Raw genomic sequence first — 16,631 nt, 5'->3', positions numbered from 1 at the left:
TCTTAGGCGAAAATGTTGCGCAAAGTACGAGTATCTTCAGTCAGGTGAATGAAGCAAACAATCTACGTCTATCACCCAGCGCGGTGAGCGAGTACGTGAATTGTCCGCAGCTCTATAAGTACCGCAAGATTGAGAAGTTACCTGAACCGCCGTCGCTAGATGCTGAACGTGGAACCCTGGTTCACACAGTTTTGCAGGATCTTTTTGAATATCCGAGCAATGAACGAACACCACAAACCGCGATAGATCTATTACCTTCGCGGTGGAGCGCTCAATTGTCGCAAAAACCAGAGCTTGTTGAAATGGTTTCCAATGAAAAAGAATGGCTCGATAGAGCCTCTTCACTGTTGACGACCTATTTCACTCTTGAAAATCCTGCAACCTTTGAAGCAACGCACCGTGAAATGCATTTAGAGAATGATTTTGACACAAATGTTTACTTGCACGGCTACGTTGATCGTTTGGATATTGCACCCACTGGCGAAGTTAGGATCGTTGACTATAAGACTGGCAAATCGCCAAAGCCCGGTTGGGAAGAGAAAGCTCTGTTTCAACTTCGAGTATATGCACTTCTTTATTGGAAGAAAACAGGCGTACTCCCCCGACTGCTGCAACTGATTTATCTGGGTGATGGTCGAGTCGTAAAGAGCAATCCGACGCAAAGTGAAGTTGAATCCGTTGAGAAAGTTTTACATCGTGTTGCAAAAGACATTTTCACTTCAATAGATAAAGAGTATTGGCCACCCAAGCCTTCACGTTTGTGTGACTGGTGTTACTTTAAAAAGATTTGCCCGGCGCACAATAATTAAATTGTGGCGGAAAAGTCTTCAAGCAAGTGCTGAAGTTTTTCATAACTCAACTGTTCTAAGGAAGAGATTACGCGAACTTTTGCTGATTCTTGGATAGTTACTAGGTGTGGAACCGCAATTAAATACGCCCCACTGGACATGGCCGCATTCATACCGGTCAATGAATCTTCAAAAACCAAACAGTTTTGTATGTTTGAAGCTGTCATCGTTGCGGCTTTTAGGTAGCAATCTGGATGTGGCTTTGTATTGGGGACGTCATCTGAACTTATGGAAAAAGGGAACAACTGATGACCCAAGTTATCCAAAACGGCGTCAACGATGATGCGTGGACTAGCTGAGACTAAACCAGTTTTAACGCCTCTACTTTGTAGATCACGAACTAGATTCAAGGCACCCGGCATGGTGGGAGTATTACCTCGCATTTTCAGAGCTTGGGTGTCAATCAAAGTCTGCGTGAAGTACTCAGGTGTTTCCGCGCCATTGCATTTGTCATGCATGTATTTGCCAACGCGCGATAGAGGTCCACCAAGGCAGGCAACTTGATCCTCGTCGGTCCAGTTGTATCCAAACTTACGGGTTACCTCAATCTCAGACTTAAACCATTCTGGTTCTGAATCAACCATAAGGCCATCCATATCGAAAAAGACCGCGTCAAAGAAACCGGCGCTCATTAGTTTGCGTTGAAATATTTAGCTTCAGGGTGATGCACGATGATGGCAGATGTTGACTGCTCAGGATGTAGTTGGAATTCTTCAGAAAGTTCCACACCGATTCGACCTGGATCCAGCAGTTCGCAGAGTTGTATTTGTTGCTCTAAATCTGGACAGGCTGGATAACCAAATGAATAGCGCGAGCCTCGGTATCCCTGATCCAAGATCCCTTGCAAATCAGATGAGTCATCATTCTTAACTGACAGTTCTTCACGAACACGGGCGTGCCAGTGTTCAGCCAGGCTTTCGGTTAACTGAACTGAAAGACCATGCAGCTCCAAATACTCACGGTAATTATTAGCTGCAAAAAGTTTAGCCGCCGCTTCGCTAACCGTTGAACCCATAGTGACCACATGGAAAGCAACAACATCAGTTTTTCCTGACTCCTTCGAGGCAAAGAAATCACTGACACATAAACGACGATCCCGTGTTTGTCGTGGGAAAGTAAACCTAGTTCGCTCTTGTCCTTTTTGTTCACCTTCGTGATGCAGAATTACTAAGTCATTTCCTTCGCTGTAACATGGAAAATATCCATAAACCACTGCAGCGTTAAGCCAGCCACTTGATTGAACTTCATTGAGCAGTGAGCGCAAGCGCGGCCGACCTTCGGCTTCAACCATGTTTTCATACTCGCCGCGATTACCCTTTAGGCCCCACTGACCCACAAACAAAGCTCGCTCATCCAACATCCCCGCATAGTCGCTCAGTTGAATGCCTTTTACGACGCGAGAACCAAAGAAAGGCGGATTTGGAATATCAACATCAAGTGCAACATCACTACGACGAGTATCAATCGGAAGATCTTCATTCTTGACCCGAGTGTTGGCAACTTTTCTCTCGCGAAGTGCGGGCAAAGCCGCACCAGGTTCACCACGCTTTACCGCCATGATTGAATCCATTAGGCGCAAACCTTCGAAAGCATCACGGGCATAGCGAACTTCGCCTGGAAACAGCGCTGCTAAATCCTGTTCCACATACGCACGCGTAAGTGCAGCGCCTCCAAGAACGATCGGCCATTTTTGGTCCAACCCTCTTGCGGTTATCTCCTGAAGATTCTCCTTCATGATTACCGTTGATTTAACAAGTAACCCACTCATTCCAATAGCGTCTGCATTTGAATCTATTGCACCGTCAATAATCTGATTAATGGTTTGCTTAATGCCGATGTTCACAACTCGGTAACCATTGTTAGTAAGAATGATGTCAACCAAATTCTTACCAATATCGTGCACATCGCCCTTTACGGTTGCGAGCAACATGGTGCCGCGACCTTCATCGCCTGTTTTTTCCATAAAAGGTTCGAGCTGAGCCACAGCGGTCTTCATTACTTCAGCGCTCTGAAGAACGAAGGGCAACTGCATCTCACCCTTGCCAAACAGTTCTCCAACGATCTTCATGCCTTCTAGTAAATGACTGTTAATGATTTCTAGTGGTGGCGTTCCTAAAGCCATCGCTTCTTTCAGGTCATCGTCTAGGCCAACTTTCTCGCCATCAATAATTCGGCGCTGAAGTCGCTCATATAGCGGCAAGGCGGCAAGCGCTTCGGCACGAGCATTTTTGCTAGTTGCCAGTTCTACGCCATCAAATAGTTGCAAAAACTCCTGAAGTGGATCGTAGGTGCACTCATCACCATTGAAAGTACGGCGATCATAAATGAGATCTAGTGCTACCTGTTTTTGACGCTCATCAATTCTTGCCATCGGCGTGATTTTTGAGGGATGGACGATGGCCGAATCAAGACCAGCTTGAACGCACTCATGAAGGAATACGGAGTTGAGAACTACGCGTGCTGCAGGATTCAAACCAAAGGAAACGTTGCTTACGCCAAGTGTCGTTTGCACTTGCGGGAACTCCGTTTTCAAGCGACGAATAGCTTCGATTGTTTCGATGCCATCCTTACGAGTTTCTTCCTGACCGGTTGCAATTGGAAAGGTAAGACAATCGATCAAGATGTCGCCAACGTTCATACCCCAGTTATCTCGAAGATCAACAATCAAGCGACGAGCTACGCGTAATTTCCACTCGGCATCACGTGCTTGACCTTCTTCATCAATAGTTAACGCGACAACGCTTGCACCATGTTCCTGAACAAGCGGCATGATTTTTGCAAAACGTGATGTTGGACCATCACCATCTTCGTAATTGACTGAATTGATAACGCAGCGACCACCTAGATGCTCTAGCCCAGCTTTCAAAACAGCCGGTTCGGTTGAATCAAGAACAATTGGAAGGGTGCTTGCGGTAGCAAATCGTGAAGCTAACTGACTCATGTCTGCTGCCCCGTCTCGACCTACGTAATCAACGGACAGATCCAACATATGCGCACCATCTCGAATCTGGTCACGCGCGATTTCTACGCACTTCTCCCAGTCCTCAGCCAGTAAAGCATCTCTAAAAGCTCGTGAACCATTCGCATTGGTTCGCTCACCAATTGCTAAATATGTTTTGTCCTGTCTAAAGGGCACATACTGATACAAAGAAGAAGCCCCAGGATCTAGATCAGGGGTTCGTGTTGCAATTGGTTTACCACTAACTTTTTCGACGACAGCTGACAAATGTTCAGGTGTGGTTCCACAGCAACCACCGACTAGTGAAATCCCATAATCGTTAACAAAACCCTCGAGTGCTACAGCAAGTTCATTAGGTCCAAGTGGATAGGAAGCTCCGTTTGCACCTAGCACCGGCAAACCGGCATTTGGCATTACAGAGATAGCCACTTTGGCATTTTTGCTCAGGTAACGAAGGTGTTCAGACATTTCAGTGGGGCCGGTTGCGCAATTTAGGCCGATCAAATCAATTCCCATAGGTTCTAATGTGTTGAGCGCCGCACCGATTTCAGAACCTAGAAGCATCGTTCCAGTTGTTTCTACAGTTACTTGCGCAATTAAGACAATATCGCGATCAGTTTCACCAATAGCTAGTCGACAACCATTGATCGCTGCTTTAACTTGCAGTAAATCCTGCGAAGTTTCAACCAATAAAGCATCACATCCGGAATCAGACAATCCCTTTGCAGCTGTGTAATAGGCAATCTTTAAATTCTCATATGTTGTGTGTCCAAGACTTGGAAGTTTCGTTCCGGGTCCTAGTGAGCCCAGAACGAATCTAGGTTTTGCAGTCGTAGAGAAAGCGTCGGCAGCCGCTCTCGCAATTTTTCCTCCGGCGAAGGCAAGTTCATAAATTCGATCTTCAATTCCATAGTCGGCTAAGTTGGACCAATTGGCACCAAATGTGTTTGTCTCAATCGCATCTACGCCTGCAGCTAGATATTCATTATGAACGGAACGAACAATGTCGGGGCGACTAACATTTAAAATCTCATTGCAACCTTCGTGATTTTGGAAGTCTTCTAAGGTTGGATTTGCGGCTTGGAGCATGGTGCCCATAGCGCCATCTGCGACAACTACCCGCGATGCTAAGGCTTCACGAAGCAGCCCAGGACGCTTGGTAGATGTACTCATTTGCCCAAGGTTACCTTAAGGTTGCTTTCATGGAGATTCATCAGATTCCTCTTCTCAGAGAACCCATCATGATCATGGCCTTTTCGGGGTGGAATGATGCAGCAGAAGCGGCATCTGGAGCCGTTGAGCATTTGCTATCTGGTTGGCGCGATAAGAACGATGATGTTCTTCCCGAATTGATTGCAAATGTTGAATCCGAGGACTTTTACGACTTTCAAGTAAATCGTCCTGTCGTATCTGTCGATGAATCTGAGATTCGTAGCATCACCTGGCCATCCACCCAAGTGTTCGGAATGGCTATTCCGTCGATGAGTCGGGATTTAGTGATCGTTACAGGCGTTGAGCCATCCATGAAATGGAAGAGTTTTACTTCTGACATTTTAGATCTTGCAGATGATCTAGAAGTTTCATTGATTGTTTCTCTTGGTTCGCTGTTAGCAGACGTTCCCCACACGCGACCAATCACAGTCACCGGAACCGGTGCCCACCCATCAATAGCACACCGACTTGGTGTGTCGGTATCAAAATACGAAGGTCCAACTGGAATCTTGGGAATTATTCAAGATGGTTGCATGCGCAGAGGAATTGACGCAATTTCTTTGTGGGCCGCGGTTCCTCACTATGCAGCAAATGCGCCTTCTCCTAAAGCCACGCTAGCGCTGATTAATACTTTAGAAGAGTTTTTGAACATAAAGATTCCTTTATCGGATTTGCCGGATCGCGCCGATGCGTGGGAAAACGAGGTGAATGATTTAGCCGCTGAAGATTCCGAAATCGCTGAATATGTAAAAGCGCTAGAAGAAAGTAAAGACGCCGCCGAACTTCCAGACATATCAGGTGACACGATTGCTAAGGAATTTGAACGATATTTACGAAGACAACAGGAAGATTAAATCTTTAAACCCAAAAGTGCATCCAGCGCAACCCTTAATTGATCGCTATTTCCACCCTGTGCACCTGAAAGCGTCAAGGAGCTCCAGCTTTTAAGTTGAGACACAATTAGTGGTGTATCCAAATCATCGCTAAGTGCCACGACCATAGAATTGATTAAATCTTGAGTTGGTGCGCAATCTTGTTGTGCAAGTGCAGCGGTCAGTTGATCAATCGCCTCTTGCGCCTCTTGCAAAACATCATCACTCCACATTCGGTCGGATCGGTAATGATCCGACATGAGCGCCCAGCGAATGACCATGGGGTCAACGCCATCAGCAATCAGACGGGAAACAAAGACCAGGTTTCCTTTGCTCTTACTCATTTTTTCGCCATCAAGACCGATCATTCCGGCATGTACATAAGAAGCAGCTAGCTCCTTGCCATTAATAACTCGCGCTTGAGCGGCACACATTTCATGATGAGGGAAAATCAGATCACTTCCCCCACCTTGAATATCAATCAAAGTTTCTTCCAAATCGGACGGCTCTAAATACTCCAGCGCAATTGCGGTGCATTCAATGTGCCAACCGGGTCTACCTTTTCCTAAACTCGAATCCCATCCAGGTTCATTTACTCTTTGAGACATCCATACGAGGCAATCAAGTGGATCAGATTTTCCTACGCGGTCAGGGTCTCCCCCGCGCTCTTTGAAAATTTCCAGCATTTTGGCTTGGGAAAAGTTTGATCGACTTCCGAAATCAGGATCCTTCTTGACCGAAAAGTACAAGTCACTGTCAACCGGATAAATACTGGATTGCTCTTCTAACTCTGAAATCGCTTGTACTACCAATGGAATCGCCTCAACTGCGCCGATGTAATGTGCAGGAGGTATAACTCTTAAATGGACCATGTCCGAGCGGAATAAATCAATCTGTTGCTGCGCTAATTCGCTCCAGTCAACACCATCTCGATTAGCTCGCTCCAAGAGTGGATCATCTATATCTGTGATGTTCTGAACATAGGAAACGTGCGCTCCAGTTGCTCGCAAGTAGCGATTAATCAAATCAAAGGTTAAGTACGTTGCTGCGTGTCCCAAATGGGTTGCATCGTATGGCGTAATTCCACACACATACATTCGATAGGTGCGCTTCTTTTCCAAGGCTTTCTTGCTCGATGTTGCGGTATCGGTCAAAACCAAAGCGGGAAAATCTTTAACCTGGACCACACTAGGAACAGCTACCTCAGTCCAAGAATTCATGGGCTAATCGTATTACTAAGTTAGAAAGCCGGCCACGGCACTGCTGGCCAATTAGGGTTGGGCTGAGGAAAGGTACCTTCATTTAATAGTCGCTGGACTCTTGCTGCCAGGGCGTCTATCTCTTGCGTCGTTAACAAGGTTTCCAATTGTGTTCGCAACTCACCTTCGAGAGAGATTACTGCTTTCTTGAGTATTTCAATTTCGTTGGTGGTTAAGAAATCACCCGCCCATTGCCAAAGAACGGTACGCAGTTTGTCTTCGACGTGGAAAGTGACGCCATGATCGCAGCCAAAAACAACATCATCATTGATTGGCAGAAGATGACCAATTTTTCGATCTGTATTATTTATAACCGCGTCAAAAAGTGCCATCGCACGAAGTCCCGGATGATCAGTTGCGAAGAATTTTGCTAGATCGATACTTTCATCAATGGTGATCCACTCTTGCGCCATGCCTTCGCCGTAAGGACCGTCTCGCAAAACAGTTAGAGGCACAACGTTAAAGCCGAGATACTCGCTTACTAGATATGCAGCGTATTCACGATGAGCTAAGTAGCCATCTGGAAAATCCCAAAGTGGTCGCTCACCAGCTTTTGGTTTATAGATGCACACCATTTCTTGGCCAGCTATATCAGCTATTGCATACAAAGTTGCGTTAGATGCATCTACTAAACGACCGGTCACACGCAGAACGCCGTCTCGGAGATTAATTAACTTAGCGTCGGTAGCCATTAGCCCTAGGACACAAATGCCCTCTTGGATCAATCGGTATCCCACAGAAAGGGCATGGTAAACGGCCAGCGTTTACTACTGCTTTTGACCGTTGCGCAAAGGCTAAAGCCATTCCTAAAGAAAAGTTGATTTCAAGAACCTGACCTTCGGCCTCTTGCTCATCATCTTCTAATTCATAGAGTTCGAATGAGAGAAGCTGCTCTGCCTCATTCCAGGCCAATGAGATTGCTCCGACCTGGAACTCTTCATCCACCGGTGTATCTAACGGGGCGTCATCTTGGGGTTCAGTGGTTACCGATATTAAGGGACTGCTCTTTCGGACTTCGGCAACTATTAATTCAAGACGATTTGCGATTGCTTGTACCTGTGCTTTTTCCAGCGCGACACTGACAATGCGATTCTTATCTCGCGCCTGAACAAAGAATGCACGCTCACCTGGTGCACCGATAGTTCCTGCGACGCATCTTTCAGGATTGGTAAAGACATGTCTCACTTACCAGCGCCCCCGCCTAGTAAGTTCTTCGATCGCTTGGGATCAAGCAGCAAATCCGTAACGACTGCGCGTGTGTCATTGACCAGCAAAATTCGGGGTTTGATCCCGGAGAATTCAAGGATTGAAACGGATGCCGGATCAATCACAATTCGCTGAAACTCATCCAGATGCATTCCTAATGCCGATGCGACGATGGATTTAATAACATCACCATGGCTCACAAAAACCGCCACTTTCGAATCTGGCAACGAGGCAGCTTGATGAACTGAAGTCATTGCTCGGGACTGCATCGCGGCAATTCCTTCGCCTTCTGGAAAGTACATTCGACTAGGTGACTCTTGAACCGTTTTCCATTCCTTTTTTCGCGCCAAAGAAACCAGTCGCTTACCGCTCCATTGACCGTAATCAACTTCGTTGAGATTTGGATCAATCATGGGTACGAACATCGAGTTCGCTGAAAGCACGCAACCGTTGAGCCACGGTGAGATTGTTTCAAAACATCTTTCCATCGGTGAAATACGTAGCTGTGCTACTGGGAAACTTCCTAGACGAGCGGAAAGTTCCTCGGACTGTTTTATTCCCTTAGGCGACAAGTGAACATTAGGGATTCGACCGGACAACACACCTGAGGCATTGGACTCGGAGTGAGCATGTCGAATTAAAACTAGGCGCATAATGAAAGGCTATCGCAGCTTTTGCTATCAGGCCTTGCTAAGGTCACGCCATGGAAAAACGACGAGCGGGAAACAGCGGCTTAGCTCTCTCTCGCCTCGGTTTGGGAACAATGACCTGGGGTCGTGATACCGATGAGATAGAAGCGGCAGACCAATGTCGAGCTTTCTTAGATGCAGGTGGCAATTTCTTGGATACCGCCGCAACATACGGCGATGGAGATAGTGAGCGCGTCATCGGTGGTCTGGTAGGAACGCTTTTCCCAAGGGATGAAGTCATCATTGCCACCAAAGCTGGAATCAGTTTTTCCGAAGGTGTTCGTAAGGTCGATGCGTCACGACACTCTTTGATCGCCGATCTTGATCGCTCACTGAATCGTCTTGGAACTGATTTTGTAGATATTTGGCAGGTTCATAATTGGGATGAGACGACTCCCCTAGATGACACCTTATCCGCGCTGGATTACGCATACACAACTGGACGTGCGCGCTACGTAGGAGTGAGTAATTTTTCGGGTTGGCAGTTAGCCCGCGCTGCGACTAAACAGCAATCAAATTCTATGAAGGCTCCTTTAACGACAGTTCAGAGTGAATACTCATTGCTCAATCGATCGGCAGAGTATGAACTAATTGATGCAACCCTTGAGTGTGGTTTAGGTTTTTTGGCATGGGCACCATTGGCTCGCGGTGTTTTGACCGGAAAGTATCGCAAAGGAGTTCCAAGTGATTCACGTGGCGCAGCACCGCATTTTGCAAAGCATATTGAACCTTATCTCGATGCTCGTTCATCAAAAATTGTCGAAGCGGTAGCAGTTGCCGCCGAAGGTTTAGGTTTCTCACCGCTTGAGGTTGCACTAGCGTGGGTACGAGATGCACCAGGAGTTACTAGTGCGTTGATCGGTGCCAGAACTGGAGCACAACTTCGTGGCGTTCTAAAGAGTGAAGAGATTTCACTTCCTGGAATCGTCCGAACAGCCCTTGATGAAGTAAGTCTTTAGGCGTGTTCTAAAAAGTCTTTCAGAACTCTAGTACCGAAAGTTAGACCTTCTACGGGAACTCTTTCGTCAACACCATGAAACATCGCCATGAAATTGAAATCCGCATCCAATTTCAAAGGCGAAAATCCATATCCGATGATTCCTAGATCAGCTAGAGCTTTATTATCCGTTCCACCGCTCATGACATATGGAACTGGGATAGCAACAGAGTCTTCTTTTATAAGTGCATTGCACATGGCATCGACCAGATCGCCTTCGAAAGGAACTTCAAGTGCTTTGTCACGAGTGATGGTTTCGACAGTAACGTTCTCACCGATCAAGCTTTTAATTGTTGAATTGAGTTCATCCTCAAATCCAGGAATGAATCGACCATCGATAACCGCACTTGCTGAACCAGGAATCACATTTGCCTTATATCCAGCATCCAACATCGTTGGATTTGCGGTGTTTTGCAGCGTTGCACCAATCATGGTTGAAGCGAAACCGATCTCCTTGAGCAAAGGACGTAGATCCTCTTCGTTGTATGGCTTACCTGTCTCTTCTGCAATGCGCTTAAAGAAAGCTTTCACAGTCTTGCTATAACGTTGTGGCCATTCGAAGCGGCCAATCTTCGCAACTGCCTCTGTTAGGCGCGTGATTGCATTGTCATCATTCATCATGGAGCCATGACCAGCGCGACCTTGTGCAGTCAGGCGCATCCAGTGAATTCCTTTTTCGGCTGTTTCAATCAGATAAAGACGCTTTCCACCAGTTACGGTGACTGAGAAGCCACCAACTTCAGATACTGCCTCTGTGCATCCGGCAAAAACCTCGGGATGATTCTTCACCATGAAGTGAGAACCGAAAACACTGCCAGCTTCTTCATCGGCAAAGAACGCTAGAACAATGTCGCGCTCTGGAACGAAACTAGTTCGCTGCCAATCCCTTACAGTTGCAAGGATCATCGCATCCATATTTTTCATATCTACAGCGCCACGTCCCCAAATAAATCCATCTTTAATCACAGCAGAAAATGGATCAACAGACCAATCATCTGCATTAGCGGGAACAACATCAATATGTCCGTGTACTACTAAACCTGGACGTGCCGGATTGCTTCCCTTAATGCGTGCGATCACATTGCATCGCCCTGGTGCAGATTCATAGACAGTTGGTTCAATTCCAACTTCAGTCAACAACTTTGCGATGTATTCGGCTACTTCCTTTTCATCACCTTTGCCATCTCCAAAATTAACGCTCGGAATTCGAATTAATTCCTGACAGATTCGGATGGCCTCTAGTTCAAGTTCGCTGTGTGTAGTACTCATTTCGCTATTCTCGCACCCAATTGCTATCCTTTGCTATCACTTAGTCCGGGTGGCGGAATTGGCAGACGCGCTAGCTTGAGGTGTTAGTTCCCGCAAGGGATTAGGGGTTCAAGTCCCCTCTCGGACACATGAAAATAGATGATGCACTATCGCTCATCCGCGAAATTCCTGATTATCCAAAACCAGGTATTCGCTTTCAAGACATAACACCTTTATTAGCCAACGGCGAAGCATTCATTGCAATTACTGAAGAATTCGCCACCTACGCCGATTCCTCTACTTTGATTGCTGGCATTGAAGCACGCGGATTTATTTTTGCATCAGCGGTAGCCAACCACTTACGAAGTGGCTTCGTTCCTATTCGAAAAGCGGGAAAACTTCCACACTCGACAATTTCTGAGAGTTATGGCCTTGAATATGGCAATGATACTTTAGAACTGCACATTGATGCTGTTACACCTGGTTCCAAGGTTCTGCTGATCGATGACGTTTTAGCTACAGGCGGAACAATCAGTGCGGCGATCGAATTAATTCAGCGGCTCGGTGGGCAGGTCACTCATGTACTCGCGCTCCTTGAAATCAGTGGGCTTCCTGGACGAGAGAGACTTAATCAAAAATACCCAGAGATTCCCGTTACTTCGCTGCTAGTTTCTTAGCACTATGGCAGGATGCGCCACATGGCTGAATTGATTTACTACTGCGGAACCATGGATAGCGGAAAATCCACTCTCGCTCTTCAAACCGCGCATAATCATCAAAGCCGAGGACGTACAGGGTTGATTTTCACCAACAAAGATAGAGCCGGTTCTGGCGTCATCTCATCTCGTTTAGGTCTTTCCAGTCCTGCAATAGAAGTTTCGCCAGAACTAGACATTCATAAACTGGTTGTAGATAAATTGTCTATGGGTGAACGCGTCGATTACATCATCTGTGATGAGGCTCAGTTCTACGAAAGTGTCCAAATTGATCAATTAGCTCGCGTTGTGGATGGTCTCGGAATCGATGTTTTCGCATTTGGAATCTTGGCCGACTTTAGAACCAAACTTTTTCCAGGTTCGGCGCGATTAGTCGAACTTGCAGATCGAGTAAATACTCTGCAAGTGGAAGCGCTGTGTTGGTGCGGCTCCCGTGCAACGCACAATGCGCGAACAGTTGGTGGCGTAATGGTTGTAGAAGGCGAACAAGTTGTTGTTGGAGATGTTACGCCGGATGCAGCGGTAGCCTATGAAGTTCTCTGCCGCAGACACCACATGCGTCAAGTTACTGCCCGAGCATCACGTGCGGCTCACACATCTTCCATCCCCCTACCGTTCAAGGAGTAATAATGAAATCACGCGGTTATGCAGCTCTTTCAGCAAAATCCGACCTTACTGCCTATGAATTTGATCGTAGAGCAGTTGGCGAATATGACGTTGCTTTAGATATTTCATACGCAGGCATCTGTCATAGCGATATTCACCAGGTTGCCGAAGAGTGGGGTCCTGCAATATTTCCCATGGTTCCTGGCCACGAAATTGCCGGTGTTGTGACCTCTATTGGAAGCAAGGTGACAAAGTTTTCAGTTGGCGACAAAATCGGCGTTGGAGTCTTTGTTGATTCGTGTCGTAAGTGTGCAAGTTGTGTTCAAGGATTGCAGCAATACTGCGTTGAAGGAATGACGGGAACGTATAACGGATTGGAGCGTGACGGAACAACTGTTGCGATGGGCGGTTATTCCAATAATTTTGTCATCAATCAAGATTATGCGGTACGAATCCCTGACAACTTGCCAATCGAAGGAGTAGCGCCTCTGCTGTGTGCTGGAATTACCTTGTATTCACCCATCAAACACTGGAAAGTTAAATCCGGCATGAAGGTAGCGGTGATGGGGTTGGGCGGCCTGGGACACATGGGTGTTAAGTTTGCAGTAGCAATGGGCGCCGAGGTCACAGTCTTGTCTCACTCCCCTAGCAAAGAAGCTGATGCAATCGCTATGGGCGCACATCATTTCGTGAGTACCAAAGATGCAAGTAACTTAGCTCCGCTAGCTAAAACATTCGATCTTATTTTGAACACGGTAAGTGCCGAATTGGTTATCGGCGACTACCTGAATCTATTGAAACTAGATGGCACACTCGTAGTAATTGGTCTTCCGGGTAAACCATACGAAGTACATGTTGGAACTTTGCTCAATGGTCGTCGCTCCATTGCAGGCTCAATGATTGGCGGAATTCCGGAGATGCAGGAAATGCTTGATTTCTGTGCTGAACATTCGATCGTAAGTGATGTTGAAGTTATTAAACCGGATTACATCAACGAGGCGTACAAGCGAACCGTCGCAAGTGATGTCAAATACCGCTTCGTGATTGATGCAGCCAGTTTTTAAAGGGCGTGCACAGCAAGGGCTAGAATCGGTGCAATGGCTAAAGCCGGCAACAGGTTTCCAACCGCAACGCTTTTAATGTTGAGTAATTTTAAGGCGATACAAATCAACATAATTCCACCAACAATTGTCATGGCGTCTACTTGATAGCCAGCTAAAACTTCACCCAGTCCGAAGCCAATAACTGTCCATACTCCTTGATAAATACCAACAGGTATCGCTGAAACAGCAACTCCCCAACCAAGTGAAGTGGCAAAAGCCATCGCAGCGAAAAAGTCGAGCGTACTTTTGAGGATCAACTGATCTATACCAGTTCCCATTCCATCACTAATACTTCCTAGGATCGCTAGCGGTCCGATAGCAAAAAGTAGTGAGGCGGCAACAAAACCTTCAACAAAATTTGATTCACTCGATGCTCTAAATCGAATTCGCAATCGTTCGCCCAAAGAATCTAATCGGTTTTCCAGTTTCAAAGCCGAACCGATCAGGCCCCCAATTAACAGCGAGCCTAAAACCACCAGCAAACTCCAGCCTTGTGGAAGGGCGTTGTTGTAACGATCTGACCACAAAGGGATCAAAGCTGTTGCTGCGCCGAGCAAGGTAACCAGACCCAGAACATCTGTTAACAAAGTTCTGGTTCTTATAGGCATTCGATTTCCAACAAGAACACCGAGAGAGGCCCCAGAAACAATCGTTATGACATTGATGATTGTGCCGATACCAGGAAACATTTGCTGATTATACTCATGCAATGTCTAACCCATTTCTAGAGTTCTTGCGTCCGCATAAAACCGTTCCACAGACCCCTTGGACCGCTAGTTCTCGTTGGGACTTAAAGCCCTTTCGTGTTGGTGTTCTTTTCTTTGGCCTTTTCATTTTTGGATTGGGCGATGCACTAGTTATTCAAAGCACGATCGGTAATGGCTCTTGGTCAGTGTTGGCACAAGGTGTTTCCGGAAAACTTGCTATCACTATGGGCTGGTCCACTTTTGCGATAAGTACCTTGGTTTTGTTGTTGTGGATTCCACTTCGAGAAAAACCGGGCTTTGGAACTATTTCAAATATCGTAATTATTGCTTTCGCGATTCAAGTTGGGGTTACTTTTTTTCCAGCACAAAATAATTATGCAATCGGCATTGCTTATTGTCTGATTGGAATTGCTATGGTCGGTTTTGGTTCTGCCCTGTACATAACATGTGGCTTAGGGCCAGGTCCTCGCGATGGTCTGATGACCGCCCTTCACAACCGTTCGGGTGTGCGAATAGGTCGGGTTCGATTGGCTATAGAGAGCTCGGTCTTGATCGCTGGCTGGCTTCTGGGCGGAACTGTGGGCCTTGGAACTGTGCTCTTCACCCTGCTGATTGGCCAATCTATCGCCATCGCCTTGGGAGTCGTTTCTCGGGTTACTTCCAGGTAACACATAGGATAAAGATCTTCCCAAGGGTTGTGCGCCCTACCGCACACGGGGTCGCAAACACCCCCGTTAACAAAATTAGAAGGGCACTACTTCATGCTGGATTCATATTTCAAAATCTCTGAGCGGGGCTCTTCAATTGCCCAAGAGGTTCGAGGCGGACTCGTAACCTTCTTCACGATGGCCTACATCGTGGCTCTTAATCCAATTATTTTGGCGTATTCGCCAGATGCAAATGGTCAGTTCCTCTTCGGTGGAGATGCACCAGCACCTGCAATGGTTGCAGCGACAACTGCACTAGTAGCTGGTGTAATGACAATCCTTATGGGATCGATTGCCAACTATCCATTAGCAATTGCCACCGGCCTTGGTCTCAATACTTTCGTAGCAGTTGGTATTGCATCGAAGATGTCATGGGGCGCAGCAATGGGTCTAGTTGTTCTAGAAGGTTTGATCATCTTGGTATTGGTGCTCACCGGTTTCCGTGTAGCAGTATTCAAGGCGGTTCCACCACAGATCAAGATCGCAATCTCAGTCGGTATCGGTCTATTCATTGCGCTAATTGGTCTTGTTGATGCAGGGTTCGTACGCCGTACCGCTAGTGGTCCAGTTCCAGTAGGTCTAGGTGTCAATGGCAATCTTGTTGGCTGGCCAACAGTTGTCTTCGTTTTTGGAACTCTTCTTATTGTCGCGCTTATGGTGCGCAAAGTTAAGGGTGCGATCCTTATCGGAATCGCTGCCGCTACTGGTCTAGCGATTGCTATCCAACAAGCTTTCAACATCAAGCCGAACTTCACTCCAGGAAATCCCCCAACCATCGTAGACGGCGGTTGGCAGCTAGGAATTCCAACGGTTCCAAAAGAGGTAGTTGCTGTTCCAGAGTTTGATTTCACTGGTCAGTTCGATCTTTTCGGTGCATTCAGCGTAGATAATGTTTCTCTCATCGCTGCAGTCTTGCTTCTTTTCACATTGCTGCTATCAGACTTCTTCGACACGGTCGGAACAGTTACAGCAATTGGTCACGAATCAGGTCTTGCTGACAAAGATGGAAACGTAGATAACATCCAAAAGATTCTTTTGGTTGACTCTGTAGCAGCTGCTGCAGGTGGTGCAGCCGGTATTTCTTCCAACACCAGCTACATTGAATCAGCAGCAGGTGTTGGTGAAGGCGCACGTACTGGTCTTGCATCAGTTGTGACAGGAATTGCATTCCTGCTCACCACCTTCTTGGCCCCACTAGTTGCAATCATTCCTTATGAGGCTGCAACACCTGCTTTGATCATTGTCGGATTCTTGATGATGTCTCAGATCAAGAATATTGACTGGGATGACATGGGTATCGGAGTCCCTGCCTTCCTAACAATCATCTTGATGCCATTTACTTACAACATCTCAGTAGGTATTGGTGCAGGATTCATTACTCACGTAGTGATTCGTTTGGTCCAAGGTCGTGGCAAAGAGGTTCATCCTTTGCTTTACCTAGTATCAGGCTTGTTCATGGTGTACTTCTTGTCTTCACCACTGAATGCTTGGCTTGGCTAAAT

Annotated in this window: 16 protein-coding genes and 1 tRNA gene; 9 read left to right on the top strand and 8 right to left on the bottom strand. The window is 46.7% G+C overall.

The window, feature by feature from the left end:
• Positions 1-44: 44 nt before the first annotated feature.
• On the top strand, positions 45-809 hold the full coding sequence (locus tag AC9UC2_RS03800) for a RecB family exonuclease (protein WP_509525374.1): 765 nt from the start codon (positions 45-47) through the stop codon (positions 807-809).
• On the opposite strand, the gene AC9UC2_RS03795 is transcribed toward AC9UC2_RS03800, so the two are convergent.
• On the bottom strand, positions 806-1,480 hold the full coding sequence (locus AC9UC2_RS03795; RefSeq protein WP_509525372.1) for an HAD family hydrolase: 675 nt from the start codon (positions 1,478-1,480) through the stop codon (positions 806-808). The genes AC9UC2_RS03800 and AC9UC2_RS03795 overlap by 4 nt on opposite strands.
• Positions 1,480-4,980, bottom strand: coding sequence for a methionine synthase (metH, locus tag AC9UC2_RS03790; RefSeq protein WP_509525370.1), 3,501 nt, complete (start codon positions 4,978-4,980; stop codon positions 1,480-1,482). Before metH ends, AC9UC2_RS03795 begins: the two co-directional genes overlap by 1 nt.
• A gap of 29 nt (positions 4,981-5,009) precedes the next feature.
• Here metH and AC9UC2_RS03785 point away from each other — a divergent pair, with 29 nt between their 5' ends.
• On the top strand, positions 5,010-5,873 hold the full coding sequence (locus tag AC9UC2_RS03785) for a PAC2 family protein (protein WP_509525367.1): 864 nt from the start codon (positions 5,010-5,012) through the stop codon (positions 5,871-5,873).
• On the opposite strand, the gene mshC is transcribed toward AC9UC2_RS03785, so the two are convergent.
• The 4 genes from mshC to AC9UC2_RS03765 are packed head-to-tail and all read right to left on the bottom strand — an operon-like array spanning position 5,870 to position 9,009.
• A complete protein-coding gene (mshC, locus tag AC9UC2_RS03780; RefSeq protein WP_509525365.1) occupies positions 5,870-7,111 on the bottom strand; it encodes a cysteine--1-D-myo-inosityl 2-amino-2-deoxy-alpha-D-glucopyranoside ligase in 1,242 nt (413 codons plus the stop codon). The genes AC9UC2_RS03785 and mshC overlap by 4 nt on opposite strands.
• Before the next feature lie 20 nt (positions 7,112-7,131).
• Positions 7,132-7,842 (bottom strand): Rv2133c family protein, encoded by a 711-nt coding sequence (locus AC9UC2_RS03775; RefSeq protein ID WP_509525363.1) that lies wholly within the window; start codon positions 7,840-7,842, stop codon positions 7,132-7,134.
• Positions 7,826-8,335, bottom strand: a complete 510-nt coding sequence (locus tag AC9UC2_RS03770) for an Rv2134c family protein (protein WP_509525360.1) — start codon at positions 8,333-8,335, stop codon at positions 7,826-7,828. Before AC9UC2_RS03770 ends, AC9UC2_RS03775 begins: the two co-directional genes overlap by 17 nt.
• Positions 8,332-9,009 (bottom strand): Rv2135c family putative phosphatase, encoded by a 678-nt coding sequence (locus AC9UC2_RS03765; RefSeq protein WP_509525357.1) that lies wholly within the window; start codon positions 9,007-9,009, stop codon positions 8,332-8,334. Before AC9UC2_RS03765 ends, AC9UC2_RS03770 begins: the two co-directional genes overlap by 4 nt.
• Before the next feature lie 50 nt (positions 9,010-9,059).
• Between AC9UC2_RS03765 and AC9UC2_RS03760 the strand changes: the two genes are divergently transcribed.
• Positions 9,060-10,004, top strand: a complete 945-nt coding sequence (locus AC9UC2_RS03760) for an aldo/keto reductase (protein WP_509525355.1) — start codon at positions 9,060-9,062, stop codon at positions 10,002-10,004.
• Here the strand turns inward: AC9UC2_RS03760 and AC9UC2_RS03755 are convergent.
• Complete coding sequence (locus AC9UC2_RS03755) at positions 10,001-11,311, bottom strand: M20/M25/M40 family metallo-hydrolase (RefSeq protein ID WP_509525353.1); 1,311 nt, start codon at positions 11,309-11,311, stop codon at positions 10,001-10,003. The two genes, AC9UC2_RS03760 and AC9UC2_RS03755, sit on opposite strands and share 4 nt — an antisense overlap.
• Before the next feature lie 43 nt (positions 11,312-11,354).
• Between AC9UC2_RS03755 and AC9UC2_RS03750 the strand changes: the two genes are divergently transcribed.
• The 4 genes from AC9UC2_RS03750 to AC9UC2_RS03735 all read left to right on the top strand — a co-directional run bounded on the left by AC9UC2_RS03750 (position 11,355) and on the right by AC9UC2_RS03735 (position 13,676).
• Positions 11,355-11,438 (top strand) — tRNA-Leu (locus AC9UC2_RS03750).
• Position 11,439: 1 nt separating this feature from the next.
• A complete protein-coding gene (locus tag AC9UC2_RS03745; RefSeq protein WP_509525352.1) occupies positions 11,440-11,967 on the top strand; it encodes an adenine phosphoribosyltransferase in 528 nt (175 codons plus the stop codon).
• 21 nt (positions 11,968-11,988) lie between these two features.
• Positions 11,989-12,633 carry a thymidine kinase gene (locus AC9UC2_RS03740; protein WP_509525351.1) on the top strand — a complete coding sequence of 215 codons (645 nt, stop codon included), beginning with the start codon at positions 11,989-11,991 and terminating at the stop codon, positions 12,631-12,633.
• A gap of 2 nt (positions 12,634-12,635) precedes the next feature.
• Positions 12,636-13,676: an NAD(P)-dependent alcohol dehydrogenase gene (locus AC9UC2_RS03735; RefSeq protein ID WP_509525350.1), complete on the top strand. Its 1,041-nt coding sequence runs from the start codon at positions 12,636-12,638 to the stop codon at positions 13,674-13,676.
• Here AC9UC2_RS03735 and AC9UC2_RS03730 read toward each other — a convergent pair.
• Positions 13,673-14,404 (bottom strand): DUF554 domain-containing protein, encoded by a 732-nt coding sequence (locus AC9UC2_RS03730; protein WP_509525349.1) that lies wholly within the window; start codon positions 14,402-14,404, stop codon positions 13,673-13,675. The two genes, AC9UC2_RS03735 and AC9UC2_RS03730, sit on opposite strands and share 4 nt — an antisense overlap.
• Before the next feature lie 20 nt (positions 14,405-14,424).
• On the opposite strand from AC9UC2_RS03730, the gene yczE reads away from it, so the two are divergent.
• Together yczE and AC9UC2_RS03720 are read left to right on the top strand one after the other, a co-directional pair.
• A complete protein-coding gene (yczE, locus tag AC9UC2_RS03725) occupies positions 14,425-15,090 on the top strand; it encodes a membrane protein YczE (protein WP_509525347.1) in 666 nt (221 codons plus the stop codon).
• A gap of 93 nt (positions 15,091-15,183) precedes the next feature.
• On the top strand, positions 15,184-16,629 hold the full coding sequence (locus AC9UC2_RS03720) for an NCS2 family permease (protein WP_509525345.1): 1,446 nt from the start codon (positions 15,184-15,186) through the stop codon (positions 16,627-16,629).
• Positions 16,630-16,631: the final 2 nt, after the last annotated feature.

Origin of the sequence: Candidatus Planktophila sp. (assembly GCF_036734405.1) — a bacterium.
Lineage (GTDB): Bacteria > Actinomycetota > Actinomycetes > Nanopelagicales > Nanopelagicaceae > Planktophila.
Note: the sequence above shows the minus strand (reverse complement) of the source record. Positions and strands in the feature narration are given on the sequence as shown.